Source organism: Mesorhizobium sp. B4-1-3, assembly GCF_006439355.1.
In the GTDB taxonomy this organism is placed as follows: domain Bacteria; phylum Pseudomonadota; class Alphaproteobacteria; order Rhizobiales; family Rhizobiaceae; genus Mesorhizobium.
On sequence record NZ_VFTG01000001.1, the window covers coordinates 489,796 to 514,000 of the forward strand.

18 protein-coding genes and 1 pseudogene are annotated in these 24,205 nt (G+C 61.3%); 6 read left to right on the top strand and 13 right to left on the bottom strand.

What is annotated here, in order from left to right; genetic code table 11:
- Window positions 1-89 precede the first annotated feature (89 nt).
- From FJW06_RS02390 to FJW06_RS02410, 5 genes are all read right to left on the bottom strand, one after another.
- Window positions 90-851: a glucose 1-dehydrogenase gene (locus FJW06_RS02390; protein WP_140747374.1), complete on the bottom strand. Its 762-nt coding sequence runs from the start codon at window positions 849-851 to the stop codon at window positions 90-92.
- A gap of 11 nt (window positions 852-862) precedes the next feature.
- Window positions 863-1,675 carry an ABC transporter permease gene (locus tag FJW06_RS02395; RefSeq protein WP_140747377.1) on the bottom strand — a complete coding sequence of 271 codons (813 nt, stop codon included), beginning with the start codon at window positions 1,673-1,675 and terminating at the stop codon, window positions 863-865.
- The gene (locus tag FJW06_RS02400) at window positions 1,675-2,538 is read right to left on the bottom strand and encodes an ABC transporter permease (RefSeq protein WP_140747380.1); all 864 of its coding nucleotides are present in this window, start codon (window positions 2,536-2,538) and stop codon (window positions 1,675-1,677) included. The genes FJW06_RS02395 and FJW06_RS02400 overlap by 1 nt, the downstream gene beginning before the upstream one ends.
- Window positions 2,539-2,615: 77 nt before the next feature.
- Window positions 2,616-3,779: a spermidine/putrescine ABC transporter substrate-binding protein gene (locus FJW06_RS02405; protein ID WP_140747383.1), complete on the bottom strand. Its 1,164-nt coding sequence runs from the start codon at window positions 3,777-3,779 to the stop codon at window positions 2,616-2,618.
- Window positions 3,760-4,896, bottom strand: a complete 1,137-nt coding sequence (locus FJW06_RS02410) for an ABC transporter ATP-binding protein (protein WP_140747386.1) — start codon at window positions 4,894-4,896, stop codon at window positions 3,760-3,762. Before FJW06_RS02410 ends, FJW06_RS02405 begins: the two co-directional genes overlap by 20 nt.
- 118 nt (window positions 4,897-5,014) lie before the next feature.
- Between FJW06_RS02410 and FJW06_RS02415 the strand changes: the two genes are divergently transcribed.
- From FJW06_RS02415 to FJW06_RS02425, 3 genes are all read left to right on the top strand, one after another.
- Window positions 5,015-5,827 (top strand): LuxR C-terminal-related transcriptional regulator, encoded by an 813-nt coding sequence (locus tag FJW06_RS02415; RefSeq protein ID WP_246674498.1) that lies wholly within the window; start codon window positions 5,015-5,017, stop codon window positions 5,825-5,827.
- Window positions 5,828-5,975: 148 nt separating this feature from the next.
- Complete coding sequence (locus FJW06_RS02420; protein ID WP_140747392.1) at window positions 5,976-6,674, top strand: GntR family transcriptional regulator; 699 nt, start codon at window positions 5,976-5,978, stop codon at window positions 6,672-6,674.
- A 317-nt stretch (window positions 6,675-6,991) separates the two neighbouring features.
- Window positions 6,992-8,347, top strand: coding sequence for a glutamine synthetase family protein (locus FJW06_RS02425; protein WP_140747395.1), 1,356 nt, complete (start codon window positions 6,992-6,994; stop codon window positions 8,345-8,347).
- A gap of 68 nt (window positions 8,348-8,415) precedes the next feature.
- On the opposite strand, the gene FJW06_RS02430 is transcribed toward FJW06_RS02425, so the two are convergent.
- Both FJW06_RS02430 and FJW06_RS02435 read right to left on the bottom strand, forming a co-directional pair.
- On the bottom strand, window positions 8,416-10,452 hold the full coding sequence (locus tag FJW06_RS02430; RefSeq protein ID WP_140747398.1) for a recombinase family protein: 2,037 nt from the start codon (window positions 10,450-10,452) through the stop codon (window positions 8,416-8,418).
- 565 nt (window positions 10,453-11,017) lie between these two features.
- Entirely contained in the window at window positions 11,018-11,719 is a 702-nt protein-coding gene (locus tag FJW06_RS02435; RefSeq protein WP_140747401.1) for a hypothetical protein, read from the bottom strand.
- 135 nt (window positions 11,720-11,854) lie between these two features.
- On the opposite strand from FJW06_RS02435, the gene FJW06_RS02440 reads away from it, so the two are divergent.
- Both FJW06_RS02440 and FJW06_RS29995 read left to right on the top strand, forming a co-directional pair.
- Entirely contained in the window at window positions 11,855-12,082 is a 228-nt protein-coding gene (locus FJW06_RS02440; RefSeq protein WP_210238947.1) for a helix-turn-helix transcriptional regulator, read from the top strand.
- A gap of 431 nt (window positions 12,083-12,513) precedes the next feature.
- The gene (locus tag FJW06_RS29995) at window positions 12,514-12,852 is read left to right on the top strand and encodes a response regulator (RefSeq protein ID WP_181178109.1); all 339 of its coding nucleotides are present in this window, start codon (window positions 12,514-12,516) and stop codon (window positions 12,850-12,852) included.
- A gap of 3 nt (window positions 12,853-12,855) precedes the next feature.
- On the opposite strand, the gene FJW06_RS02450 is transcribed toward FJW06_RS29995, so the two are convergent.
- From FJW06_RS02450 to FJW06_RS02480, 6 genes and pseudogenes are all read right to left on the bottom strand, one after another.
- On the bottom strand, window positions 12,856-16,026 hold the full coding sequence (locus FJW06_RS02450) for a CheR family methyltransferase (RefSeq protein ID WP_140747407.1): 3,171 nt from the start codon (window positions 16,024-16,026) through the stop codon (window positions 12,856-12,858).
- Between the two features lie 1,431 nt (window positions 16,027-17,457).
- Window positions 17,458-18,266, bottom strand: a pseudogene (locus FJW06_RS02460) (IS110 family transposase); the annotation flags it as partial.
- Window positions 18,267-18,289: 23 nt separating this feature from the next.
- Window positions 18,290-18,685 (bottom strand): hypothetical protein, encoded by a 396-nt coding sequence (locus FJW06_RS02465; RefSeq protein ID WP_140747410.1) that lies wholly within the window; start codon window positions 18,683-18,685, stop codon window positions 18,290-18,292.
- 22 nt (window positions 18,686-18,707) lie between these two features.
- Window positions 18,708-19,277 carry a DUF4062 domain-containing protein gene (locus FJW06_RS02470; RefSeq protein ID WP_140747413.1) on the bottom strand — a complete coding sequence of 190 codons (570 nt, stop codon included), beginning with the start codon at window positions 19,275-19,277 and terminating at the stop codon, window positions 18,708-18,710.
- A 423-nt stretch (window positions 19,278-19,700) separates the two neighbouring features.
- A complete protein-coding gene (locus FJW06_RS02475; RefSeq protein ID WP_140747416.1) occupies window positions 19,701-20,342 on the bottom strand; it encodes a hypothetical protein in 642 nt (213 codons plus the stop codon).
- Window positions 20,343-20,409: 67 nt separating this feature from the next.
- On the bottom strand, window positions 20,410-22,122 hold the full coding sequence (locus FJW06_RS02480; RefSeq protein WP_140747419.1) for a hypothetical protein: 1,713 nt from the start codon (window positions 22,120-22,122) through the stop codon (window positions 20,410-20,412).
- A 465-nt stretch (window positions 22,123-22,587) separates the two neighbouring features.
- Here FJW06_RS02480 and FJW06_RS02485 point away from each other — a divergent pair, with 465 nt between their 5' ends.
- Entirely contained in the window at window positions 22,588-23,352 is a 765-nt protein-coding gene (locus FJW06_RS02485) for a hypothetical protein (protein ID WP_140747422.1), read from the top strand.
- The last annotated feature ends 853 nt before the right edge of the window (window positions 23,353-24,205 follow it).

Here is a 24,205-nt window from a genome sequence, read left to right on the forward strand (position 1 = left end):
TTTGCAGCTTGCATGACGGGTCCTATCAAAGTGAGATTATGGTTTGACCGATCATCGCTGCTCGCGCAAGCCCGCTTTGCTGGACCAGATCAGCCGATGCTCTCGCCGCCGTCGACCACCAGCGCCTGTCCCGTCATGAAGGACGAGCGGTCGGAGACGAGGAACAGGATGGCCTCCGCGATCTCCTCCGCGCTCGCCCAGCGCCCCATCGGGATCTTGGTCCGGACATAGTTTTCGATCGCATCGCGTCCACCCATTTGCGCGATGAAAGGCGCGTTGAAAGGCGTGTCGACCCAGCCCGGGCAGAGCGCGTTGATGCGCACATTGTGCTTGGCGTAGTCGAGCGACATCTGTCTGGTCATCGCCACCACCGCATGTTTGGAGGTGGCGTAGGCGATCATCTCGCGGTCGTAGAACACGCCGGAATTGGACGCCGTGTTGAGGATGACGCCGCCGCCCTGCGCGATCATCGCCGGCATGACCGTCTTGGCCGCCAGGAACTGCGCCCGCACATTGATGCGCCACGAGGCGTCCATCCCGTCCGTACCGACTTCCGTCAGCGTGCCGCCGACCTGGATACCGGCATGGCTGTGCAGAATATCGATCCGGCCGTGCTTGCCGAGCGTTCCTTCGATGAGGCCCTCGACGGCTGTGTCGTCGCCGACATCGGTGGCGACAGCCTCGGCGCAGCCGCCGGCTTCGCGGATGTCGGAAGCGGTGGCTTCGCCAGCCGCCGGATCACGGTCGGCGATGACCACATGCGCCCCTTCCCGCGCCATGATCATCGCGCCGGCGCGTCCGATACCCGACCCGGCGCCAGTCACCACGGCGATGCGGTCTTTCAAGATCATGGATGTGTCTCTCAAGGCGATGGCTTCCGTCGGCCCAATTGCCATTGCGCCAGCAGCACGAGCAGGACCGACGCGCAGAGCACGATCGTCGCGATGGCGTTGATCTCCGGCGTCACACCGCGCCGTATCGAGGCGAAGACATAGATCGGCAGTGTCGTCTGCGCGCCGGCGACGAAGAAGGCGATGATGAAATCGTCGAAGGAGAAGGTGAAGGCGAGCAGGAAGCCGGCAATCACCGCCGGCATGATCTGCGGCAGCACTATCGAGCGGAACGTCGTCAGCGGGGTGGCGTAGAGATCGCTCGAGGCCTCGACCAGGTTGCGGTCGAGGCTGCTGAGCCGCGTGCCGACGATCATCGTCACCAGCGCCATCGAGAACAGGCCGTGCGCGGCGATGATCGAGCCATAACCGAGCGAAAGCTTCGGCGGCTGGTCGGTCGGCCAGAGCGAGGCGAGGAACGGATTGACGACGGCGAAGAGCTGCACCAGCGCCACCAGCGTTGAGATGCCGATGACGACGCCCGGAACGACGATCGCGGCGCCCAGCAATGCATCGAAGAGCGCCCGCGTCCGCGCGCCGACCCGCTGCAGTCCGAGCGCCGCGGCGGTGCCGCAGAAGGCAGCGAGCAGCGCGCTGGTGGAGGCAATAAAGAGGCTGTTCTTCAGCGCCTCGACCAGAAACGGGTTCGATAGCGCCTTGCCGTACCATTGCACCGAGAAGCCGGTGAACTCGCTGGCGTGATGGCCGGCATTGAAGGAGAACAGCACGACCAGCGCGATCGGCAGATAGAGGAAGGCGAAGACGGCAACGACGAAGGCGCGCATCAGATCAGGTCCACCCGGCGTGCGCCCGACAACCGGGTCGAGATGCGGTTGGCGATAATCAGCACCACGACCGAGACCAGCACCAGCGTGATGGCGATGGCCGATCCGAACGGCCAGTTGCGCGATTGCAGGAAGAGGTCGACCAGCGCGTTGCCGATGAAGAAGACCTTGCCGCCGCCGAGAAGCGTCGGGATCAGATATTCGCCGAGCAGCAGGATCATCACCAGCGAGAAGCCGGTCATCACGCCGGGCAGCGAAAGTCTCAACGTCACGCCGAGGAAGGTCGACAGCGGTGTCGCGCCGAGGTCGGCGGAGGCTTCCAGCAGGCGGCGGTCGAGCCGCTCCAGGCTGACATAGATCGGCAGGATCATCAGCGGCAGGTAGCCGTAGACGATGCCGAGCAACACCGCGCCCGGCGTGTTGATCAGCCTCAGATCCTCGATGCCGACATAGGTGAGCAAAGCCGGGATGCCGCGGCCGCCGAGGATATACATCCAGGCATAGGTGCGCATCAGCAGGCTGGTCCAGAACGGAATGACGATCATCGCGAGCAGGATCAGCCGCCAGCGATCCGGCGCCCGAAGCGCAAGATAGTAGGCGACCGGATAGGCGACGAGCAGGCAGGCCAAAGCGCCGATCGGCGCCAGCACCATCGTGTTCCAGAACGCCGTCGCCCGCGCCGGCAAATTGGCGTATTGCGCGAAGGTGAGCGCTGCCTGGTAGCCGCCCTCCGGCGCCCGCTCGCCGACGCTGAAGATGGCGATGGCGACGAAGGGCAGCACTAGGAAGACCACCAGCCACAGCGCCGCCGGAGCGAGCAGCAGCGCCGTCACGAGATTTTTGCGAAAGAAACTGCGGCGCATCGGGAAAGCCGGTTGGGAGCCGGCGGACTTTCGTCCGCCGGTCGCATTGTCAGGATCGGGTTTGTGACCAGTCTCGCTCAAGCCGACTTGAAGCGCGCCATCAGCTCGGCACGGCCCGGATCGGTCAGCGTCGCGGCGGCGCCGAACTCGAGCGGCTTCAATAGGTCGGCCGCGGGATAGAGGATCGGATTGTCGAGCACCTCTTTCGGCAGCAGCGCGTTGACCCGTGCATCCGTGCAAGGCGCGCCATTGGCCAGATGCTCCTTAACCGCGACCTTCGGGTTCATCAGGTAGTTGAGCAGCGCGTAACCGGCCGGCTTGTTCGGCGCGTCCTTCGGAATGGCGTAAAAGTCGGTCCAGATCTCGCCGCCTTCCTTGCCGAGCACATAGGCGATCTCGGGAACGTCGCGATGGAGCTGCGCCCCGTCATTGGTCCAGCACATCGTCATCCAGGCATCGCCGGCGCGCATTCCGGGCTGGTAGTCGCTCGACACCGCGAACAGATGCGGCTTGACCTTGAGCAGCAGTTCCTCGGCCTTGGCGAGCTCGTCCTGCTTCAGCGAATTGAACGAATAGCCGTAATATTTCAGCGCGTTGCCGATGGTGGTGAGCTGATAGTCGTGCACCATGGTGCGGCCGTCGGCTTCCGCCATGGCGGTATCCCAGAACTCCTTCCAGCTCGTCATCGGCTTGGCGAGCTTCTTGGTGTTGACGGCAAAACCCGTCGTGCCCCAGTTCTTCGGCACGGCATAGATCGTGCCGTCGATCGTGCCTTCGGCGGTGAAGCGCGCATCCTCCGACTTGCCGTCGAAATTCGGAAGCTTCGCCATGTCCAGAGGCTCGATGATGCCGAGCTTCTTGTAGGTCGAGATCGTGTAGTTGGTCGGCACGAACAGGCTCCAGCCCGAGCCGCCGGCCTGCAGCTTGGCCAGCATCTCCTCATTCGAGCCGAAGACATTGACCTCGACGGCGACGCCCGTCTCTGCCTTGAAGTTCTCGAAAGTCTGCGGATCGTGGTAGTTCGGCCAGGTGGCGATCGACATGCGGTCGCCGAGATTCTCGGCGGCATGGGCCGGCGTCGGCATGATGCCGAGCTCGCGCGCCATCACCGCAGTGGCGAGGCCGAGGCCGGTGAGGCCGAGGAAGTCGCGCCGGCTGATCGAGCCGCGCTTCAGGCGCATCAACTGGTCGACGAATTTATCGGAGCTTATCGGCAGTCCGTCACGATAGGATTTCGGCATTTTGGTCTTCCCTCTGGTTGGTCCCGTTATTGTTGGCATGCGGAAACGCCAGCGGCGCTCCGGCGGCAAAGCCGATGGCGACGGGTTCGCCCGGCTTGAACAGATTGCCTTGGCCGATCACATGGTCGGCCTTGGCGAGCAGTGATCCGATGCCTCGGACCTCGATCGCGTATTCCGCGGTCGAACCCAGGAAAATCCGGTTGCGGACGATGCCTTTCAGGCTGCCGCTTCCGGGTGCCGAGAGGCTGAGCGATTCCGGCCGCAGGCTGACCGATACCGCCTCGCCGCGGCTGAGCGGCACCCGCTTGCGCGCCGAAATCACGGTGCCGTCGGCAAGCGCGACATCGACGAGATCGCCGGAAAGCCTGGCCACCTTGCCGCTGACGAGATTGGTCTTGCCGACGAAATCGGCGACGAACAGGTCGGCCGGCTCGTCATAGATCTCGCTCGGCTGCCCGAGTTGGACAATGCGGCCGCCATTCATCACGCAGACGAAGTCGCTCATCGAAAGCGCTTCCTCCTGGTCATGGGTGACCAGCACGAAGGTGATGCCGATTTCGCGCTGCAGGTTCTGCAACTCGATCTGCATGTCGGTGCGCAGCTTCTTGTCGAGCGCCGCCAGCGGCTCGTCGAGCAACAGCACCGCCGGCTTGTTGACCAGCGCGCGGGCGAGCGCGACGCGCTGCTGCTGGCCGCCGGACAGCTCATGGATCTTGCGGCGCCCGTAGCCGGCGAGCTGCACCATCGAAAGCGCCTCGCCGGCCCTTAAGGCGATCTCGTGCGACGACAGTCTGGGCCGCGCCTGGCGCAGCCCATAGGAGATGTTCTCCTCGACATCGAGATGCGGGAACAGCGCATATTGCTGAAACACCATGTTGACCGGACGCCGGTAGGGCGGGGTTCCGGCCATGTCGCGGCCGCGGATCAGCACCTGGCCTTCGCTCGGTTGCTCGAAGCCGCCGATCATGCGCAGGCAGGTCGTCTTGCCGCAGCCGGAAGGGCCGAGCAGAGCGACGAAGGCGGAAGGCGGGATGGCAAGGTCAACGCCTCTCACCGCGGTGACCGCGCCGTAGCGCTTGGTGACCGCGCGAAATTCGATATCGGGCACTGCAGTCAAGCCACGGGCTCCAGCGACAGCGTGAGGCAATGTCGTGACGCTAGCAGAGCCGATGGCACCTAGTATATACCTCGTAGGTGGTATATTTAGCCGATTTTATCGTTTAGAGGGGTATGGATTGGCTGCTTCCCGCAGTGACGACTACAACGCCTTGGCCGCCGTGATCGCCGCCACGCGCGAGACCGGCGGCGATCATTTCGGCAAGGCGATCGTCAGCTGGCTGCGCGGCCATGTCCGTTTCGACCACTGCGTGATCTTCGGCTATCGCGGCGCCGCGCGGCCGCCGCTCCTGTTCGAGACCTTCTCGCCGGCGGAGAGCCACATCTTCGTCGCGCTCTATCAGGAAGGGCCCTATCTGCTCGACCCCTTCCATCACGCCGCGGTCGAGCGCAAGGAAGGTTTTTGGCGCATGCGTGAGCTCGCGCCGGACCGTTTTTACGCCAGCGAATACTACCGCTCCTATTATAGCCAGACCAAGCTTGCCGAGGAGGCCGGCTTCTTTGTGCCGCTGGCCGGCAAGGACGCGCTGGTGCTTTCGCTGATGCGGCTGCGCGCCACCGGTCCGTTCGGAACCGCCGACGCCAGGCTGCTGCGCGACATGGCACCGGCGGTGATCGGCTTCTGCAAGCAGCGCTGGCCCGCTTTGCCCGCCGACGAGGTTGCGACCCAGCCCTCCGGCGAAACGGCTGCAACGGCCAACGAACTCGACCGTGCCCATATCTGGAAGAGCCTGTCGCTGACCTCACGTGAAAAGCAGGTCGTCGACCTCGTGCTTCAGGGCCATTCCACGGAATCGATCGCCAGGTCGCTCAGGATCGTGCCGGGGACCGTCAAGGTCCACCGCCGCAACATCTATCGCAAGCTGAAGATCAAGTCGCAGGCTGGTCTCTTCGCGCGTTTCGTCGAGATCATCGACGCGCGGATCGGATAGCAACTCCGGCCGCCCTTGCAGCGGCGCGCGATGAGCGTCTATCGTGCAGCCGAAACGACCGGCCAGGTATTTCGGCGGCGGCCAGCTATCCCGGCGTCGGATCAGGTGACGAAACAGATTTCAGGATCGATCAACCAGTGCATAGCCAATGGCCGACAAAACACGATTCGGACTGACCGCTGTCGATACCGTACCCCTGCATGAAAAAGTCTATCTGGAGCTCGTGCGGGCCCTTATGTCGGGTCAGCTCCAGCCTGGTCAGAAGCTGACTTCGCGCAAGCTCGCCAAGGAGCTTGGCACCAGCGACATGCCGGTTCGCAGCGCTTTCATGCGGCTGCAGGCGCTGCGAGCGTTGAGCCCGATGCCGAACGGCAGCGTCGAGGTGCCGACGATTTCGGCCGATCGTTTCCAGCAACTGACCGACGTCCGGACGGTCCTGGAAGGCACCGCTACCGAACTCGCGACAAAACGCATCAACGGCAACAACCTGCGCGCGATCCGCCGTCTCTGCGCCGAGCTCACCCAGGCCGCCCGCAGCGGCGACATCGACGACTATCTGCGCAAGAACCATGACTTCAAATTCGAGATCTATCGCCATTGCGGCAACGAGCAGATGATCTTCCTGATCGAAACTGTGTGGATGCAGGTGGGACCTTTCCTGCGCAACCTGCATATCGGCTTCGAGGACGACCTCGCCGGCATTCTCGGCATCGACCACCACGAGGAGGTCGTGGCGGCGATCGAGGCCGGCGACAGCGAAAGGGCGCGGGGCGCGATCGTGCGCGATATCGCTGAAGGCGCGACCCACATCCTGAAGCAGGTCAGGTTCCCGAAACCGCGGAACTAGCATTCGGGATCGGCCGAAAACGTCTCCAACTTCGTCATTCCATGGTCTGCGCGACCGAGCTGTGCTCCTGCTCCGCCCCGGATGACGAAGGTAAGGGCTTACGACCAACTCCCGGCTTGGCTTTCTCTTTGCTTGTCGTTATGTTGCGATCGCAGATCGCACAGGCGGACCCGAAATGCCTCCCGATATCCCGGCTAGTGAATTGAAAAAATGAAGGAAACCCGCTCGGCGTCAGCCGAGACGGCCTTCACGAACTCACAAGCTAAAAATTGGATATCGTAGCCGATAGGGCTACAGCACCTGGAAGGGGCTGGAAATTGAGCGATGCGATTGCGGACGTTTTGAAGTGGCTGGATAGCAGGAAGGACATCCAGAGCCTGCGGGCGGCGGTGTGCGACCTCAACGGCATCATGCGCGGCAAGCGCATTCCGGTCGAGCAGGCGAGCAAGGCGCTCGAGGGCAAGCTGCGCATGCCTTACTCGGCCATCGGGCTCGACATATGGGGCGAGGACATCGAAGGCAATGCCCAGGTGTTCTCGACCGGCGACGCCGACGGGCTTTGCCATTGGACTGGGCGTGGCATCCTGCCCGTCAACTGGACGGCGCACCCGACGGCGCTGTTGCCGGTCTGGCTGGCGGATGACAGCGGCGCCCCCTACCTCGGCGACCCGCGCCGGGCACTGGCCCGCATCCTCGACCGCTATGCCGCGCTCGGCCTGACGCCCGCCACCGCGACCGAGCTCGAATTCTACCTTGTCGACCCGACCTCGCAGCGGCCTGTCGGACCGGTCTCACCGGTGACCGGGCGGCGTCTCGATTCCGACGCGGCGCTTTCGATCGACGAGGTCGACGATTTCGAAGCCTTCATCCACGACATCTACGAAGCCTGCCGCATGCAGGACATTCCGGTCGACACTGCGATCGCCGAGAACGGCGTCGGCCAGTTCGAGATCAATCTCAACCATGTGCCCGACGCCTTGCGCGCCGCGGACGACGCTGCGCTCTTCAAGCGCACCGTCAAGGGCATCGCGCGCAAGCACGGCTTTGCCGCCTGCTTCATGGCCAAGCCCTATGGCGAGCGCGCCGGCAATGGTTTTCATGTTCATTTCAGCGTCCTCGACAAAGAGGGTCGCAACATCTTCGACAACGGCTCGGACCAAGGCTCCGACACAATGCGCCACGCTGTCGGCGGCCTGCTTGCCGCGATGGCCCAAAGCACGCTGGTGTTCGCGCCGCATTTCAACTCCTATCGCCGGCTGCGGCCCAGGTCCTATGCGCCGACTGCCGTCGCCTGGGGTTATGAAAACCGCATGGTAGCGATCCGAATTCCGGGCGGCCCTTCGGCCGCGCGACGCATCGAGCATCGCGTCTCCGGCGCCGACGCCAATCCCTATCTGGTGCTGGCGGCGATTCTGGGCGCGGCGTTGATCGGCATCGAGCGCCAGCTCTCGCCCGGCGAGCCGACCGGCGGCGAGGGTCAGGGGCTGACGCTCGCCAAGCTGCCGCCCGACTGGGCCTCGGCAATTGCCGCCTTCGAGGCCGGCCCGCGCGTCGCCGAGATCTTCCCGGACGTGCTGCGCGACGCCTTCGTCGCCTGCAAGCGCCAGGAGCTGAATACCTTCGCCCTCAACGTCAGCGACTTCGAGATCGAGACCTATCTGAAGAGCGTCTGAGGTCGGCCCGGTCGAGGATCTCGATTCGGGCGCTTCAGGATCTCCGCACCCGCGATTCGCGAGATGCGTCAGACACGGAAGCCAGTTGGGTTTAAGCTCCGCCGGCTAATATTATTAGGGCCTTGTTTGTGCACCGGGCTCTGAATGGCGTTGTTCGCGCCCACTCTGATGACTCCATCGCAAGCGAATGTCGCATAGAGCGCCGATGTGGTGAATGATTCGGGCCTTGAGTAAGGGCTGCAGCCTTCGTGCCCGATCTGCGTTCTCTCCTGCGGTGGGCATCTTGCGGGGAGCGGAACCGGATACAGGAACGCCCGCGCGAGGCGGGCGTTTTGGTCTTGGTTTTCGTGGACAGGATTTTGGCTTTTCTGGCCCGGGGCGTCGGGTTTGGCTCCTCGCGGGCCCTGATGCGGGTTCAGCCGGATGCAAAAACGGCCCGCTGTTGCGGGCCGTTTTTGAGTTTGGTTGCGGGGACCCGCAACCCCTTTTGTCATAACGTCGTCAGCCTTTTGATTCTGATCAGGTTTGGCGAGCTCGAGGATGCCGAACAACTCGCCGCGTAGCTCGGCATGCACCTCGCCACGCTTTTCGCCGGGCGTGAGGACGATCTCTCCGATCAATGAGCGCAACGCATCGGCGGCCGGACGTCCGTCCTCGTGGTCGGCGAGCGCTTGGGTGAGTTGCTCGACCCGCTTGCGGTAGAGCGTTGCGATGTTGGGATGCAGGTCGGGCACTTCAGTGGGCGCCGCTGCCAGACGCGCGGCGATCTCCGCCTTCTGCCTCTCCAAGTCTTCCATTCTCGCTTTCATCGAAGGTTGGTACAGGCCATCCTCGATCGCAGCCATGATACCGGTGATAGCGCGCTCGATCTTGTCGAGCGCCTTGCGATCCTGTTCGCCTTGTGCGCGACGCTCCTTGCTGAGACGGTTGGTCTCCTGCGCATAAGCTCTGATCGCCTCGGCGACGGCATCGGCCGAGACGAGCCTTTCCTTCAGGCCGGCGAGAACGCGCTGCTCGATCTTCTCGCGGGTGATGGTGCGACCGTTGTCGCAGATGCCCCGGCGCTGGTGGTTGAGACAGGCGTAGCGGTCGCGTGTGAACAACCCGTAGCGCCCGCCGCAGCAGCCGCAGATGAGCAAGCCGGACAGGAGGGAGACCGGCCGCTTCATGGTGTGCAGCTTTCTGGCCCGGGCCCTGCGCGTGGCGATCGCCACCGCCTCGAACTGGCTGGCGATGGATTTCTGCCTCTCCTTCACGGCCTGCCACAATTCATCCTCGATGATCCTGAGATGCGGCACCTCGGTGCGGATCCATTTGGCTGGCGGATTGGCCCGGGAGACCCGCTTGCCGGTGGCAGGATCCTTGACGAAGTGCAGGCGGTTCCAGACCAGCACACCGATGTAGAGCTCGTTGTTGATGACCCCGGTCCCCCGGATTACATGCCCGCGCACGCTGGTGTCGCCCCAGTGGCGGCCGAGCGGACCAGGAATGCCCTCCTTGTTGAGGTCCACGGCGATCGCCTTCGGGCTCTTGCCGGCAGCAAATTCGCTGAAGATGCGGCGCACGACGGTCGCTTCTTCCGACACGATCTCGCGATCCCCACGGACGGGCTCGCCTTCGGTATCGAGTTTCTTCACCAGCCTGTAGCCGTAACACAGCCCGCCTCCGGCCTTTCCCTTCTCCACCCTGCCTCGCAGGCCACGATGGGTCTTGAGGGCAAGGTCTTTAAGGAACAAGGCATTCATCGTGCCCTTGAGGCCGACATGCAGCTCGCTGATCTCGCCCTCGGCCAAAGTGACGATGGCAACGCCGGCGAATTTGAGATGCTTGAAGAGCGTTGCGACATCTGCCTGATCGCGGCTGATGCGATCGAGCGCCTCGGCCAGCACCACCTCGAACCGGCCGCGCTGGGCATCGCGTATCAAATGCTGGATACCCGGCCGCAGCACAGTGCTGGCGCCGGAGATCGCGGCATCCTCATACGCTCCCGCAACGCTCCAGCCCTCACGCGCTGCCTGCTCGCGGCACAGCCTCAACTGGTCCTCGATGGAAGCATCCCGCTGGCTATCAGATGAATAGCGGGCATAGAGTGCGACACGCGTCATGGCGGCAGATCCTCTTTCTTGTTCCGAGAAGGTTTGCCATCCGGCCCCCTGCCCTCTCCCTCTCGACCGGCCGGCCGATTGTCGTTGGCCGCCAGCCTCGCCTCGAATGCCTCCCGGGCCAGTTGCCCCCCGATCAGCCGGACGATATCCAGGACCACCCGATCCACCCTGGCCGCCGCCGTTGGTTCAGGGCGAGCCTCGGCATTGGCGAGGCCTCCATTGTCGTTCGCAGGAACCATAGCCTGTGGGCCCGTCCCGTTTTCTGCTGGCATCGCGGTCGCTCCCAATTGTGGATCGACTCGCTATCAGATGTCTCCGGACCGCAAAGGAAAGCACGAAGTTCATATCGTAGTGGTACAGCGTGCGATGACTTACACAGTGCGGTTTCGTCGCCAGCCAATTGCCAAGAGAGGCAATGGCGATGCACCGGTTTGCCGGGACCATCGTGCTTTCCAGCTGGTACACAGTGCAACAGTTGCAGACACCTGAAACAGGAAGGGGATTCCAGTGTCGTCTTCGCAACGGCCGCCAGAGCTCACCCGACGCAATCGCCGTCATGGCGAAATCACCGATTCGCCAGCGCGTCCCTTTGCACCCCTATACTTCTTTGCGCGCGTGAACCGAGGATGGTTACAGGATCGATGTGATGGTAGCGAGCAAGGTCATCGAGCACCGACCGGATATGATACCAGGGAAAATCGTCTGGATCCTCCCAATGTTCACCGTAGCGCAGGATAACCGAGAGCTTAGCCAATACACCTTCAACGGAACATGCCGGAAACAGCGGCAGATCGTCCAGAAGCGCCCGTTCTGCCGCTTCCGATCGCTGTATTAGTTCGTCAGTTCTTGAAAACCCGATCTCGGCATCAGCAGCGTCCCAGCGCGTCTGATGTGCCTCTAGCTCCGAAAATGCTCTGCCCCATGCCACTTCGTATTCGGGAGAATAAAATTCGTCGAGACTCTCGACGGAATGGACCGTCTTTTCCCCGCCGCCGGGAAGCTGCATCTTAGCACAGGGAAAGCCGATAGCTTTGACGAGATATGTCTCCAACTGCTGCTGTTGCCGGCATAGCTCCAAGGTCGAGCGGTGAACCTCGTGCCAGTTCTCACATAACCGAAGAGCTGGATCATCCTGCCGCCCTTTGACCGAAATATTCTCGCGCGCCCCAGCGCCAAATGGCCACAGTCCAGCGACCGTAACAATCTGCGTCATCAGCAGCCGCCGAGTGACGAACGACAAAGGCGTGGTATTGTCGGAATCAGCCATGATCCGAGCTCCTAACAGCTTGGGTTGTGGTCAGGCCGGATCGGTGTTGCGTCACCGTTCCGGCCGCTTAGTGCACTCCTGAATACAGCTAGAGCAGCATATGAGCAAGAAAAATCACCATATTATGGTGATCTTATGACACCGGTCCAGTGTAGAATGGCCCGGGCCGCGCTGGATTGGGGTGTCCTCGATCTTGCTAGAGAAGCGGGCGTTTCAACACAGACAGTTGTCCGCCTGGAACGAGGCGAGACGCTTAAACAGCCTACGCTCGATCGAATACGCGAGGCCTTTGAAGATGCCGGAGTGGAATTTATTCCGGCGAACGGCGGCGGCCTCGGTGTGCGCTTGGCCAAGCGGCCTTAGCGATATCCCAATCGCGCGTGCAATGTTTCGAACCTAACTAAGTTCGAAGGCATCCTTGGTCGCTTTGCTGACTTCAGTCCAAAATGGGGCCGAGTCCAGACGGTCTCGTCTTTTTGGCGGTATTGAGAAACCGGACCTGGCTTATCGCGTAGCTCCTGGCTTGCGGGTTCTCCGGCGGAGGAGACGGACCGGGGTCCGACGTTCTCCAGGTGAAGCCACGGAACATGCTCAATCCTTTACTTCGAAAGCTATGTGCAGACCCAACTTGGCTCCTAGACTGCTGCCGGTCGGTTTTCGACGTCGCCACCAGCAGTTCGTGGAAGCGACGGCTGACCACACGAACGTCGGAACTTTCTCGTGGCGAAGCGGTTACGTTCCTTTGGGGGCCACGGGACGTGCGTCCAATTGAAAACCGAAAGCCACGAATCCTCGTGATCGAGGATGACGTCCTCATTGCAATGGATGTCGAGTACATGGTCGGCGAGTGCGGCTGCGTGCCTGTCGGGCCGGTTTCCAACGTCGAGGCAGGGCTGTTGGCGGTCCGGCAGAACGACCTCGACGGCGCGGTCCTCGACGTGAACCTCGGCGATGAGCGCGTCTGGCCGGTCGCCGATCTGCTTCATGAGCATGGCGTCCCCTTTGTAATCGCGACGGGTTATTCGACGATGGAGGTGCCCGAGCGCTTCAAACAGTGTCAGGTTCTGCACAAGCCGCTCACTGAGGTCGCGCTCTTTGCCGCGCTCGACGCGCTCGGTCTCGCGCGGCGATGAGCCTCAGCGATTTTCATCGCGATCCATCAACATGGCTTTTGCAGGCGCGACTATGACGCAGCGGTAGCCGGCGGAGGGAAACTGATGGTCGCAGGTGCCGCGAAGTTCGTGCTGGGTAGACCGCGAGACGAAGTTGAGGCCGAAACCATTGCTCTGGGGCGGCGCAACGGGCGGGCCGCCGCTTTCCGCCCATTCGATCCTCAGCTCGTCGCCGTCGGTCGTGACCCGAGTCCAGTTCAACGAAACCCGTCCCGTCCCGGTGGACCACGCGCCGTACTTCGACGCGTTCGTGGCGAGCTCATGCAGGATCAGCCCGAGCGCGACCACGACCTGCGGCTTCAGATGGACCTCGGGTCCTTGGATGCTCAGCCCGTCGAGCCCCTCGCCGACGAAGGGGGACAAGACGGCGTCGACGAGGTCACGCAGCCTGGCGCCCTTCCAGTCGCCGCGCGAGAGGATGTCGTGCGATGCGGCCGTTGCGTGTAGCTGGCCCGTGAGCACCTTGTGTAGCTCGTCCTTCGTCTCTGTGTGTTTGGCCGCCTGACGGATCATGGATTGCACACTGGCCAGGTTGTTCTTCACCCGATGGTTCAGCTCGGACACCATGTCTGAGAGCCGCTCTTCAGACCGCTTGCGCTCGGTGATGTCGATGAATGTGAGAACGGCACCCTGAATCACGTCGTTCTCGCCGCGATAGGGCAGCATGCGCATGATCAGCGTCTGGGGCTCACCGTTTCGCACCTCGACCTCCTTCTCGATCTGCTCCCCGCTGCGGATGACTTCCGCCACCTGCTGCTTCAGGGAGCCGAGGTCGACGCCGCCGGCGAGTTCGTCCAGCGGCCGCCCCATGTCGTGGTCGCGCAGCCGGAAGAGCGGCTTGGCCGGCTGCGTGAAGTTGCGGATGCGGAACTCGGCATCGAGAAAGAGCATCGCTATGCGGGTGTTGGAGAAAAGGTTCTTCAGATCGCTGTTGGCACGGCTCAGCTCCTCAACCCGCGTCGAAAGCTCGTTATTGACCGTGCGAAGCTCCTCATTGATCGACTGCAGTTCCTCCTTCGAGGTTTCCAGTTCCTCGTTGGAGGACTGCAGTTCTTCGTTTAACGACGAGAGTTCCTCGTTCGAGGCGCGAAGTTCCTCGTTCGAGGTTTCCAACTCCTCCAGCGTGCTCTGCAGCCGTTCCTTCGTCGTCTGAAGCTCCAGCTCCAGCGCGCGTACGAGTTCCTCGTCGCCGCCTCGCTGCCTTGCCCGCTCGGTGGTCTCCGCCATCGCGGCGGCTCCTGCCTGAAAGACGACGAGACAACGGCGCTCGCTCGCGTCGGCCCGGGTCAGGGGCTCCACGATCAGAGTAAGGTAGCGGCGCTCTTCGTCATGGCCCAGGATCAGATCATCGCGCACGAGCCGCTCGCCCGAAGTCAGCACTTTCGCGACCGCCGCCTTGATGTCCACGGCCAGTTCGGTGCGCGCCATCGCGGCCAGATTCGCCTTCGGCCGGCCGCGCGGCAGTTCGAGGAAGGCGCCGGTGCCCGTCGAAGCATCGAGGATCTCGAAGTCGCCATCGACGATGACATAGGCCGGCGTGTAGCGCTCAAGCAGTTTTTGCGCAGTACGGAATGCCGGATCGCTTACGGCAGGTTTCGTGGCGCCGTCCTGCTGTTGCTTCTGCTGACGATTCTTGCCGTCGCCGCCAGCGATAGGAAACTCGGGCAGCCGCGCGGTCTCGCCCAGCCGGCGGAAGATACGGTGCTTCCGGTCGAACTCACCGAAGAGCTTGTCGTGCCCCGCGTTCTCGGCAGGGCCGAGGAACAGGAAGCCACCGGGCCGGAGCGCGTAATGGAACACCGGCATTAGCCGCTTCTGCAATCCCGGGTTCATGTAGATCAGCACGTTCCGGCACGAGAGCAGGTCAATGCGGGAGAACGGTGGGTCGCGCAGCAGGTTGTGCTGAGCGAACAGGCACATCTCGCGCAGTTGCGGACGGATGGTGTAATGACCATCCTCCTTTTCGAAGAACCGCTCCAGCCGCTCCTTGGTGACATCGGCGGCGATGCTGTGCGGATAGCGGCCGACACGGGCGAAATGCAGGGCGGCCTCGTCGATATCGCTGCCGAAGATTTTCACCTCCGGCGGGCTCTCCATCTTCGCCCGGGCCTCCTGAAACAGGATCGCCAAGCTGTAGGCCTCCTCGCCCGTGGCGCAACCCGGAACCCAGACCCGCACCTCGTCGTCCTCGGTCTTTTCCTCCATGATCGGGCCGAGTACCTTCGCGGCCAGCGCCGCGAACAAGTCGGTATCGCGGAAGAACTGGGTGACCCCGATCAGCAGATCGCGGAACAGCCGCTCGGGCTCCCGGCGGTCGTTGCGCATAAGGTCGACGTAAGCGGACAGCGTGTCGATGCCCTGCATCTGCATTCGCCGACGGATGCGCCGGTCGATCGTGCTCGACTTGTAATCGGTGAAGTCGTGGCCGGTGGCGCGGCGAAGCACGTCGCAGATCTCGCGCCTCTCGCCATCTTCGACCTCGACAGCGCTCGTGATGGGCTTGCGCCGCACCAGGAAGTCGGCGAAGAGCCCGGGCATGTCGGCGACGTCGGCCTCGCGGTCCACGAGGCCAGTACGCGTGGCGCTCAGCAGCATGCTGTCGTATTCGGCCGTTTGAAGCGTCTGGGTCAGCGTCAGCCCGCCTGCCTCCTTCACCGCCTTGAGGCCGAGAGTCCCGTCAGTGCCCGCCCCTGACAGAAGCGCGCAGCCGCTATGCTCCCCCTGATCCTCGGCGAGCGAGACAAGGAAGGCGTCGATGCTGGTGCGCCGCGCGAGCGGGTCGCCGTCCTGCGCGAGGCGCAGCACGCCCTCGCGGATCGTCATCACTTGCCCCGGCGCTATCAGATAGATCTTGTCAGCCTCGATGCGCGTGTCGTGCGTAACCTCCTCCACTGGTAAGTCTGCCTTGCGCGCAAGAATGCTCGTGAGTTCGCTCGGCCGATCCGGTGCCATGTGCTGGATAAGCACCCAGGCGATGCCGCTATCCGCCGGTATGTTGCTGACAAGCTTCTGCAGAGCGGCCACGCCTCCGGCCGATGACCCGATGCCCACGATGGGGGGCGCGTTGTTCGTCGCTTTCGCATCAGCGTTATCGTCGGCAGCCCTATCGCCGTCGTGGGGGGGTGCCCCTGCCATGTTCTTGCCATCCTTATTGGCGTCGTTTTCCAGCCTATAGATGTTTCCCTTCGGCCGCGACCCCCCGGCCCGACAGCGGCTGTCGGGCCAGCACCTCGCGCGCGGATGGCGTTTCTGCGGCGAAGACTGTCTCCTGGACTGGGAAACAGTCGCCCGCGGGCGGGCTGGGCAAAGGGCGATGTGACGTAGAGGCGTGGCTCACGAACGGCGGGTTTCGGAAATCCGAAACTGCCCGTCTAGCGACCGACATGAGGCGCAAAGCGGACCTCGGAAAGCGTCGACGCGTTCCTGTCCGTTGCCGGTCATCGGATGATCTGGGGAGACTGGCCGGATTTTGGCCTTATGTGTCCGAAATCGTAGAACGCAGAAGAGCCTGGATGTATTCTGGTAGATCGAGTTCGCCACGCGCCTCGATCTCTAAAAGGTATCGAGCCTTGGCCAAGCGATCCTCTTCGCTGACGCAGGGTAGGCGCAAATGGCCAGTAACGCCCTCTCCTCCTCCCGGCTGGCTCCGTCGCCACTGTTGCCACCTGCTTCATGAATGGCCTTACCGAACGCTGCGTATGCCGTCGTGTGGGCTTCAATCAACGCCTGCAGTTTGTCCGTTGTAACCAGCTCTCGATGCGCTCCCTTTGCGGCACAAGCTGTCGCGACCGCTGTCGTGCCCAAAACGGCAGCACCAGAGTGGGCGAGCAAGGTGCGGCGGCTAATCCTGGTCGTGGTGCTTTCTCCTCTTGGTTCAACCCTAAGGGTACATCGCAAATCGCGAACCTAATGACCGTAACACGATGGCTCGCGCATTCACGTCAGGATAGATCGCCCAATGGCCGAACCAGGCGCCGCCACTCCGATCTTTCCCTTACCGGCCGGCCGTTGGCCCGGCACCGCACATTGCGTTAAATCACCGAAAGTGTTCAGAAATCGTCATCGGTGCAATGTGCGCCGAATATTCACACATTTGGAAATTCCAATTTAACCCGTTGAAAACAAACAACCGTTGAGGCTGCGCAACGTGCGCGCTTTTATCCTGCCGTCTTCATCGGTTGTGCTTCGCGATATTTCTGCAACATCGTCGTACCTCTTCCAGAGTGCGATAATATACGCATCTATTCTCTGCGTCACGATCCGGGATTCCGAGGTCGAGTTCCGATGCGCCGTGCAGTCTTCCGCGCTCTGCGACGGGGTGTTTGGGCTGCACGAAGGCAGCGCTCGAGCCGTCGTGGCGCACTTTGCCATCGGTCTGACGGAGCAGCGTCACAGGCAATCGAGCGCGGTCCGGCCGTCTCAGCGATGGCGCGGCCGCAGGCAGGGTAACGTGCGTTCCGTCGTTCCTGGTCTGCATCGGTCCTCATCCGCCGGAGCGGATCTCCTTGGCTCAGGCGGCGCCCGTCTGCGTGCGGGCGCCATGCGTTTGAACTGTTGTTGAGCTGCTCATCGATGCGCTCCGAGCAGCTTGCGGGCCTTGTCGTGCGCGCGTCGGCCGGCGTCCGCCTGGCTTGCCGCCGGATCGCCGACATAGAACGTGCCGTCGCTCCAAAGCGCGTGCATGATCACGGCCAGCTTGCGCACCACGGCAACACTGGCCTTGCGATGACAGGAGCGCTTGGCGATGGCCTGGCCCCAGCTCTTGACCTTGTCGGCGCCTTTGAAGCGCGTCATCAATCCCGACGCCGCCTCGTAGAGCGCGCGCCGCACATCCGCGTCACCGGCCTTCGAGATGCGCCCCTGGACGTCGATCGTGGAGCCGGACTGCCAGCGCCGCGACGTCAGCCCGAAGTAGGCCGCGACGTCGCGCGAGCGACGGAAGCGCGACGGGTCGTCGATCGCGGTCATGAACGAGAGCGCCGTCACCGGGCCGACGCCGGGGATGGCCATGAACCGCCGCCACTCCTCGTTGCGACGATACTCACGACGACATCGTGCAGTCGGCAGTACTGTCTCCACAGCGCAGCGCGCCGTCAGCATGGCGTCCATGAGTTCGGCCGACAGCGGATCGTCCGCCACCGCGGCGCGCACCGCCTGCTCGAAAGCCGCGCGTCCGACCTTGCTCAGGCGGATGCCGAACGACTTCAGCGAGTGCCGGGTGGCGTTCCCCAGGTCGAGGAACTTGACCTTGAGGTTGCGCCGGTCAGCAAAAGTCTCGTTCGGTAGCAGCTTTCCGACTTGATATGGGCCTGCCGGAACCAGCCGGTGCGCATGATGTGGGCGATGCGGAGCGCGAGGCGGCAGCCACGGTGTCGGAAATAGCCCACGCTTAAGTGGCTTAGGCAGCCGGTGGCGCATCGACAGATGCCGGTTTTTTGCGCGACTTCCACTCGGTCGCGTACATTAAAAATTGCGTCCCCCTTTCGGTGAGTTTGTAGCCGGTGATCGATTTGGCGTCGCCGTTGAGGTAGCTTTTCGTGCTCAGCAATCCGTTCTTCACATATTCATTCATCACCAGTTCGACCTCATAATCCTCGAGCCGGTAGTTCTCAAAGTCCCGGAAATGCTCGACAAGGTCTTCCGTATCGGGGTCTCTTACCCAAACCGAGTCCAGGTCTAAAAACAGGTCGAGAAGAGGTCTAACATCGTCGCCCTCGCCCCAGGACAGAACGCTTTCGATGCTGCTCTCCTCAAAGCGCCGGATGCGCCACACATAGTCGTTGGGAATGACCAATTTGTCGTCTGCGGTTAGCTGGTCAACCTGCTCCTGCAGTGGAGCGCCGCTCCTCGGAAAGCTTGGCCAACTCATCCAAAACGCTGGATGACGGAACCTTATCGGCGCGCACCCAGCCTGTCCGGGGCTTAGTGCGAAAAAGCTCGTTGAGGGCCAGTTGAACTTTGGCGCCGAGGTCGTCGGCACCACGCCAGTATTTTACGGTCTTCTTCTGACAAAGCTGCCGGAATTTTTCGACCTTGGCCTTTTTCTCGAATTCCACCTTATCGGATGGCCAGCTCTTGCGGGTATTGCCGTCAAGCAAAAGACCAGCAACGGGTACGTGTTGTTTCACGGCATACTCATATTCCATCTGAGTGTAGCTCTTGCCGCGAAGCTCTGAGCCGTACCGTTCGGCAACCACCACCACATAATAATCGCTCTCGTCAATCCGGCGCTTGATGTAGTCCCATTGGCTGTCATCGCTGGCCTGGAATGCTTCCATTCCAACTGGAATATGACCCATGTTCAATATGGCTTCGATCACCGATCTGCGTTCGTCCTGAAGATCGACAAAAGTCGAGCTGACAAAGATCTGATATTTGATGTCCATCAAAGCTTCCGGCGCCGGTGTTTAATCTATCCGATTCGGCCGCTCATAGTTCCCCGGTGGGATGTGATCTAAAAATTGCCCCGTAAAGGGGCAATCTGGGTGCACTCGGTGGGACTTTCCCCGCAAGGGGTAGCGGTAGTCCAGACACAATCACCCTGCCGGCGACGGAACCGCTCGCACCGTGCTCCAGACAAGCTCTAGAGGGTGAGCTGCGTGACACGGGTTCGCGATGTTTCGCGCCCGCTCGTAGTTCCTATTCTTCAAAGAAAAAGATAGGCATCCAGTTGGGGCGGCGCCGGAAAACATCCTTGATGCATTCCAGCTGCCCTGGGGCTCGACCGCTCGCCTTCTAGGGCGAACTGAATGACCGCTTCGATGCACCGCGGCTTCGGCATCGCCGGAGGGGGATGTCCGGCCCTCAGCCTACCACCAATCCTTGATACCTGCCTTTCGCGTCTCTTTCACTACATCTGCTTGGTCCACAATCTCTCGGAAGTGCATGATGTCGTATGGCGGACTGGTGAACCGTTCGCAGTAGACGACCCGCTCGTATGGCTGCTTGTGGATGCCGTCGAAATAACAGTAAATCTGCGGGTAGTTGTAATATCGGTCCCCGTCCCAATCGACCTGCTCGATGAACTCGTACGGCACATATCCGATGCAATCGAGATAGTGGCCACCTTCCTCGCCCTTGGCGCGATCTAGAAAGCGCCATTTGTCTGTCTTTTCGTCATGGAATAGATTCCTTCCCGTAAGTGCGGCCATGAAGCCACGCTCGTAGGTGTCGACAAGGCCGAACCGGAACCAAGGGGAAATCCCCGGAGCCTTGTCATCAATGTCGGGATATTCATCCAGTCTGCGGATATCCCGCATAATGGCGTCCAGCCGCAGTTCCTTGCGCTGGCTATCAAAAATGTAGTCCTCGAAAGGCTTTTTCCATTTCTGGCGAAGCTCAAGCTTTTCCTTCGCGGTAAGCTTGCGGGTATTGCGACTCCAGAACTTCCAGCCGGATCTCAGGCCATCAAGGGCCAGCCGAAACCATGCTATCGAGAAGTATTCAAACATCTGGCCCTACCTAGAAGACCCCACACCGTGTCGCCGACTGGGGGCTGGGAGAAGTGGCGAAATAAGGTCAAGCCAGCGCCGCCGCCGTCCTCTCTTCCCACAGAATGAATGCCATCGCGCGGGATTGCGCGTTCCAAGCGCCACCATATGCGACCAGGAACTTGCCGACCGTGATAAGCCCTCGGCACTCCATCTGCACGTCGATTTCACCAAGCTCGGCGCCAGACCTCAGGTCGATAGCTACAATGCGCCCCCGGGTGTCGCTCACCGCGATAAGGTTTTCCTGGAGCACAACCACCGAGTTGTAAGACGAGTGGACCGGCGACGGGATGACCCTCACCGGCATCCCGTGGATGTCCACAATCGCAATCAGGTTGTCGCCAACAACAACGACCTCGGAATCATTCAACCTGCACATCGCGTTGATGGCCTGGTTGAACGGAACATCCCGCTCCCGCTCCAAGTCGCTATCGACCAACACAACGCCATGGTCGCGGGCAACCACGATGCGCTGGCCCACAGTGATCAGCCCTACTACCCTACCGTCGCGATTGCGCGGCCCTGCCCCTGGCACTGTTGGGCCTTGATCTCCGAAGATGTCCGGGCGACCACCCGGAAACCACCAGCGGTCAAGGTCGCCATACGCATTCGCGGCCACCACCGTTTCCGTATTCTGATGGTATTGGGGCGTCACGGCGACAAGCTTCGTCCGAAGCCGCGAATGTTCGGTGCCGCCGCCCTGGAACCGGGGTGTCCAGGCAGACATCCCGTCGTTCGTGGCGAGCGCCAGCCTGCCATCCCCAAGCTCCACAACTTTGTTGACGATGCCGGCGCCGTCGGCCACGGCGTTCGTGACCTGCCCGGTCAGGCTTACTGAATAGATGACGCCGTTCCGGCTGCAGAGCACACCACTACCATTCTTCAATGTGAAGCCAGTGGTAATGACCCTGGCATTGTTGGCGTTGCGGAGGCTCAACTTGACCTCCTTAATGTCGCCGGCATCGCCAAGGGCGTCCTGGATAAGTGTGCCAACCAGCCGGACAAATTTGGTGCCGGACTGGATGACTTTTTCCAACGACTGGACGATGGCCTCGGCAGAGCCGAACGATTCCTTCAGTGACGCTGCCATGTCTTTGAGGTCTTGCAAAACGCGGTCGGCAGTGGCCGAAAGGAACTGAATGGTTCCTTCGAACATCACCTTGGCGTCAATCTTCACGTTGACCGCGAACGCGCTTGCGCTCAGGCGGCGGATTTGAACACGCAGGTTCCTGAGCACATCGACTTTCCAGCCGCTGAGGATCGAGATGTTGATTTGATTGTTGGTAACGTGGACGTTGTTGATGACCTCGGTCGAGGCTTTGACGATGGTCTGCCCTATCGGACCTTCCGGGTTGATCGGAATCTGCCGGGTGTGCTGCTGGGCCTCCAAGGCCCTCTGGGCGATGTCCTGAATGGTCGTTTTTGCCAGCATGTAAGCCTGGGCGTTGACGTATATCCGGTTCAACGTGTTTAACATCTGCTCGACCGAGTGCTTGCCGTCTGCGTCCAGCTCGTTGATTTGCTCAACCAATGCGTAAAGCCGGTCTTGCGCCATCAGAATGCGGGCCATGTCTTCCGCAGTGAAAGCTTCCGGATCGATGCCGAAGGTGTCCCTGAGCCCCTCAAGCTCGACAACATTCAGGTGATCTTCGATGGGGTAGTTAGTTTTGACAACCAGCAGGCGGCCTAGGTCTTCGGCACTGTCTTGCAAGCGCTTCAGCAACTTGTCTTCATCACCCATCGCAAATCCCCGCTTTGGGATTAATCCCGCATGAAACATAGTCGTCTTTGAGCGGCAAGAAAGGACTCGGCACAGTCTTCCGCGACTTTATTGTTGACGGGTATCTTGGCTGCACCGCAATGAGTAAATGCACAACAGTCTGCGCGGGAAATAGGTCGGCCATTCGTCCTCGGGATAGACCTCAGCACCAATATGGGCGTAGCGGGGGCTTTACACCGACGGCTCCATCGAAACCTCCACCAAGCTGTCGGCCGCGCTGGAGCGCCGCAACAAGCCCCCAGGGCGCCCCACGATCAACACAATTCGACGCAGCGGTAATGTTCTCGCACCGCCACATTTACTGTTCTATGCCGTCCATAAATTCTTCAGCATCTGAACAACGGAATATTCGCGGCTTCTGCCGTATCGCCCTCGGCATAGATAGCGGAGAATGTTGTGGCAAATTGGCTTAGGTCCGATCCTTTCATGAAGGGCGCGCTGCTGATGGTGGCTATCGCGCTTTGGTTTATTTGGATGGCCATCGCCTCGCTCGATCCGAACTGGCATGGCTATTCCTGGCAAGCGCGCCTGGTGGCGCTGATGCCGCCGACGGCACGATTTGCTTTTCACGCAGCGTTGGCCTTCTTTTGCGGGCTGCTTGGTATTGGGCTTGCGCGGATTAGGCTCAATATTGATCAAATCGATGTCAGACTGGACGCTATAAGGGTAAAGAGCGTGTTTGGATGGCAGGAGGCTCTTTGGGCTGACGTTGACCACATTCTCTATCGCGCCACCTCGCCGTTTCCGGCAATTGCAGTGGTGCGCAAGAACCCCACGTTCATTGATCACCTATTACTGAGAAGCAGGTTTGGGGTGTTGCTTCGACCAGACACCTACGACCGCGTTCGCCAGCGGATCCCTCCTCAATACAGGAACCAGTTGCGCGCCTATTCTTATCCGGCTTGGGCACCTGCAGCCCGGCCAACGGGCCAGCTTTCCCACGTTGTGATTGTGATTTCTCTCGCTGTCGGCGGGGTCATCCTGCGGCGTTACGATCCTTTTGCGTTCAAGGTTGCCGTTTCCCTGCTCGCGGGCGGCTGTTCGGCTTACACGCTATGGCTGTTGCGCAAGCTTTGGCGCGATCCTGTGAGCCAACCAGATACACGCTGGATGTTCTATCTGCTGTTGTTGTTAGTCACTGGAATGAACATAGGGATAGCGCATTTTGTCTATCTTTTGTGGATCCGGTAGGCGAACGAACCGCTGAAACGTCATCTCGCGTCTTGGCCCACGCTGAGCGAAGATCGCGAAAACGAATCCGGACTACCCGATGATTGCGCCGAACTACACGACCCGAAGGCGGCAGGGCTCGCACGCAAAGCGCAGTCTACCCCGACCCGAAAGGTGCCTGCCAAACGAAAGCCCAGGGCTTAGTGAAGGCTGGCTGTCGCTGTTCAAACCTCGGGCACGCCGTGAGGCAGTGAGCCTATCGAGAACGTGGGCCATGGCACCGAATTTCGAGCGATCTTCGACGACGTCACGCGCTATGCAGAGCGTCGCCTATAGCAGAAGAGTGCTTCTTCGATAGTGGGTCGCGCGATGTAGCGGTCTGCCGACTCGAACCCCAGAACGAGAACTTCGATCGAGTTTACACTGCTGCGCACGGAACCACTAGCATTCGTGCGCACGCGAAATTCGACCGGGAGCAGAAGCTCCGACAGTTTTCAAGAACCCTAGTCAGTGTCTGATCTTAGAACGTGCAGTTTACCGCTTTGGACCGAGAGCAGTTAGGCGGCTTGTAGGTCCCGCCGGGCGGGAAATGGTCTTCAACAGCCTCGAAACTGCTCGCCCTGATACGGCGCCCGCGATCGCGTAGAGATCAGACAGTTTTGGGCATGTAGCCGATTTACCGGGCGATTCTGTTCGAGCGCAACAGTATCGCTGGTCGACTAATCATACGACTCCAAAAAATGTGTGCGCGAATCGACGATTGCTGGTGCGCGTTGCACCGGGATGATGGGACTTAGAGTATAGTGTCGAACGTTCGCTTTAGTGAGGACCTTTCTCGCCATGGCTGCATCGTACCAGGTCGTCAGTCTCAACC

What these genes read in the sequence shown, in the direction of transcription:
- FJW06_RS02395 (WP_140747377.1), bottom strand. Translation starts at nt 1,675, where the DNA reads ATGCGCGCCTTCGTCGTTGCCGTCTTCGCCTTCCTCTATCTGCCGATC.
- FJW06_RS02475 (WP_140747416.1), bottom strand. Translation starts at nt 20,342, where the DNA reads ATGTTTGAATACTTCTCGATAGCATGGTTTCGGCTGGCCCTTGATGGC.
- FJW06_RS02485 (WP_140747422.1), top strand. Translation starts at nt 22,588, where the DNA reads ATGAAGGGCGCGCTGCTGATGGTGGCTATCGCGCTTTGGTTTATTTGG.
- FJW06_RS02400 (WP_140747380.1), bottom strand. Translation starts at nt 2,538, where the DNA reads ATGCGCCGCAGTTTCTTTCGCAAAAATCTCGTGACGGCGCTGCTGCTC.
- FJW06_RS02435 (WP_140747401.1), bottom strand. Translation starts at nt 11,719, where the DNA reads ATGGCTGATTCCGACAATACCACGCCTTTGTCGTTCGTCACTCGGCGG.
- FJW06_RS02405 (WP_140747383.1), bottom strand. Translation starts at nt 3,779, where the DNA reads ATGCCGAAATCCTATCGTGACGGACTGCCGATAAGCTCCGATAAATTC.
- FJW06_RS02420 (WP_140747392.1), top strand. Translation starts at nt 5,976, where the DNA reads ATGGCCGACAAAACACGATTCGGACTGACCGCTGTCGATACCGTACCC.
- FJW06_RS02440 (WP_210238947.1), top strand. Translation starts at nt 11,855, where the DNA reads ATGACACCGGTCCAGTGTAGAATGGCCCGGGCCGCGCTGGATTGGGGT.
- FJW06_RS02390 (WP_140747374.1), bottom strand. Translation starts at nt 851, where the DNA reads ATGATCTTGAAAGACCGCATCGCCGTGGTGACTGGCGCCGGGTCGGGT.
- FJW06_RS02470 (WP_140747413.1), bottom strand. Translation starts at nt 19,277, where the DNA reads ATGGACATCAAATATCAGATCTTTGTCAGCTCGACTTTTGTCGATCTT.
- FJW06_RS02450 (WP_140747407.1), bottom strand. Translation starts at nt 16,026, where the DNA reads ATGGCAGGGGCACCCCCCCACGACGGCGATAGGGCTGCCGACGATAAC.
- FJW06_RS02480 (WP_140747419.1), bottom strand. Translation starts at nt 22,122, where the DNA reads ATGGGTGATGAAGACAAGTTGCTGAAGCGCTTGCAAGACAGTGCCGAA.
- FJW06_RS02430 (WP_140747398.1), bottom strand. Translation starts at nt 10,452, where the DNA reads ATGACGCGTGTCGCACTCTATGCCCGCTATTCATCTGATAGCCAGCGG.